This is a genomic window from Protofrankia sp. CiP1_Cm_nod2, from assembly GCF_920664355.1.
Taxonomy (GTDB): domain Bacteria; phylum Actinomycetota; class Actinomycetes; order Frankiales; family Frankiaceae; genus Protofrankia.
The window spans coordinates 1719-4045 of record NZ_CAKKTL010000358.1 but is presented as its reverse complement, the minus strand read 5'-3'; the positions used below and the strand labels follow the sequence as shown (position 1 = coordinate 4045).

At 73.8% G+C, this 2327-nt stretch carries 1 protein-coding gene and 2 pseudogenes; all 3 read left to right on the top strand.

The features are described from left to right. Positions 1–806: 806 nt before the first annotated feature. Positions 807–1025, top strand: a pseudogene (locus NBW84_RS24665) (toll/interleukin-1 receptor domain-containing protein); the annotation flags it as partial. A 238-nt stretch (positions 1026–1263) separates the two neighbouring features. Further along, on the top strand, positions 1264–2076 hold the full coding sequence (locus NBW84_RS23285) for an AAA family ATPase (protein ID WP_250287413.1): 813 nt from the start codon (positions 1264–1266) through the stop codon (positions 2074–2076). Continuing rightward, positions 2031–2327: pseudogene (locus NBW84_RS23280) on the top strand (hypothetical protein); the annotation flags it as partial. The gene NBW84_RS23285 and the pseudogene NBW84_RS23280, both read left to right, overlap by 46 nt.

Genomic DNA, 2327 nt, shown 5'->3' with positions numbered 1-2327 from the left:
GCCACCGCCACGGCCCCCACGGCAACAGCCCCCACCCAGCCAGCTACCGGGCCGGCCAGCGAGGAAACCGCGCTTTCCGGCAGGTGACCGAGACCGGGAAGACGGCGCACGGCACGCGCGATGGATGCGATGAGCCGCGGAGATGCCTGAACGTCGCGGTCCGCCGTACCGCATACCGGACCGGTGCCGCGCCCGTCCGACCCGCCAGGGGCGGCCATACCACCCCAGAGCGGCCGCGACAGGCTCGGTACAGCGAGACGGATGCCCCCGCCCGCCGCAGGAATCGTCAGCCTCCCACCGATCCGGGGAGCAGGGGAGCAGGGGAGCCGGGGAGCCCAGTCCGTGGACCGCCCAGCCGTAGGTGAAAACCGTTACTGGGACGACGGCAACTACCTACGGCTTCCGCCGCTGTAGGTGAAAACCGCTGCCATGGTGGCGGAAATCACCTACGCGTCGTGTCGCCTGGGGCGGAAGCGTCCGGTGATCCCTATATGTGATCTTCGGGGTGGGGCCGTGGGCCGCGGAGGCGCACGGACATCGCTGTCCGCTGCACCGTTCCCGGAACGGCTCTTCCTGGCAGGCGGCTCGCGACCGGAACAGCCGGGTTTTCGCCCTCCTGGGCTGCTATGCGGCCTACGTGGCGGGTGCGGTGAGTGTGGCGGTTCTGGCACGCTGGGCGGATGGGGGAGCTGGACGCGCCGGAGGCCGCGGCGGGCCGGGTGCGCTTCTTCGTCTCGTACACGGGCGCGGACCGGGCCTGAGCGGAGTGGATCGCCTGGGAGCTGGAGGCGGCGGGCTGGCCGACCGTGCTGCAGGCGTGGGACTTCGTCGCCGGGGAGAACTTCGTCGGGCGGATGAACGACGCGCTGACCCAGGCGGAGATCGTGCTGGCGGTGTACTCGGCGGCGTACTTCCGATCGAAGTACTGCACGGACGAGTGGACCGCGGCGTTGCTGGACGACGGGCGGGGCCGGGACAGGCTGATCCCCGTCCGGGTCGAGGACTGCGACGTGCCGCCGCTGCTGCGGCCCCGGGCGTACATCGACCTCGTCGGGCTGCGCTCCGGCCAGGCCCGGGCCAAGCTGGTCGCCGAGCTGACGCCGGGACGGCACAAGCCGGCGCGCCGGCCACAGTGCCCCGGCTCCCGGCGCCGGCGGGGATCATCGCCGCCGGCGCCGGGAGCCGGGGCGGACGGCCCGGTGCGGTCCGGGCGGGCGGCGACCGCGGGCTGGGCGCAAGCGCTCCTTCCCCCGGCTGCCGGCCATGCGGGAGGTGCCGCCGCGCAACGACTTCTTCGTCGGCCGGGACCGGACGCTGCTGGAGCTGCGCGACCAGCTGGCGGCGCTGCGCCCGGCCACGGTCGCGCTCCACGGGATGGCGGGGATCGGGAAGACCCAGCTGGCCCGGGAGTTCGCCTGGCGGTTCGCCGCCGACTACCAGCTTGTCTGGTGGATCGACGCGGCAGGCGGACTCACCGCGCAGGCCGGGGTCGCCGCGGTCAACGACGCGCTCGGGGAGCCCGTGCCGGCCGGCCCGGCCGGCACCGCGCAGGCGGTGGTCAGGGCGCTGTCACGGATGGCGGCCACCGGCCGCCCCTGGCTGCTGATCTACGACAACGTCGAGGACGTGCAGGACGTCGCCGACCTGCTCCCGCACGGCGGCCACATTCTGATCACCTCCCGGAGCCGGGCGTTCCGGCAGGTCGGCACGCCCACCCCGGTCGAGCCGCTGGCCCGGGCCGAGACCGTGGAGCTGCTGACCCGCCGGATCGACGGCCTGGATCCGGCACTGGCGGACCTGCTCGCCACCGAGATCGGTGACCTCCCGCTGGCGGCGGCACAGATCGCCGCCTACCTCGACACCACCCCGATGGACCCGGCCGCCTACCTGGGCCTGTTCCGGGCCGAGCAGGCCCGGATAGCCGCCCTCGGCCATCCGGTGGACTACCCCCGCACAGCACCGCCGCCGCGATCGGGCTGTCCGCCGACGCGCTCACCGGCCGGTCACCCGCGGCCGCCGCCCTGCTCGAGGTGTGTACGTTCCTCGCGCCCACCGGCGTCCCGCTGGACCTGCTGACCGCCCACCCGGAGGTCTTCGAGGACCCGCTGACAACGGCCCTGGGAGATCCCCAACGGCTGGCAGAGGCGGGGGAGATCAACCGCTCCTCACTGGCACAGATCGACCACGACCTGCTGGTCATGCACCGCCTCGTCCGCGCCGTGCTACGAGAACGAATGGGCCCACAACAGGAAGCCGGCTGGCAGGCCCGGGCGCACGCCCTGCTCACCGCCGCCCACCCCGGGGATCCGGGCGAGCCGATCCGGTGG

Excerpts from the sequence above, each read along its gene's own strand:
- NBW84_RS23285 (WP_250287413.1), top strand. The coding sequence starts at position 1,264 with ATGCGGGAGGTGCCGCCGCGCAACGACTTCTTCGTCGGCCGGGACCGG.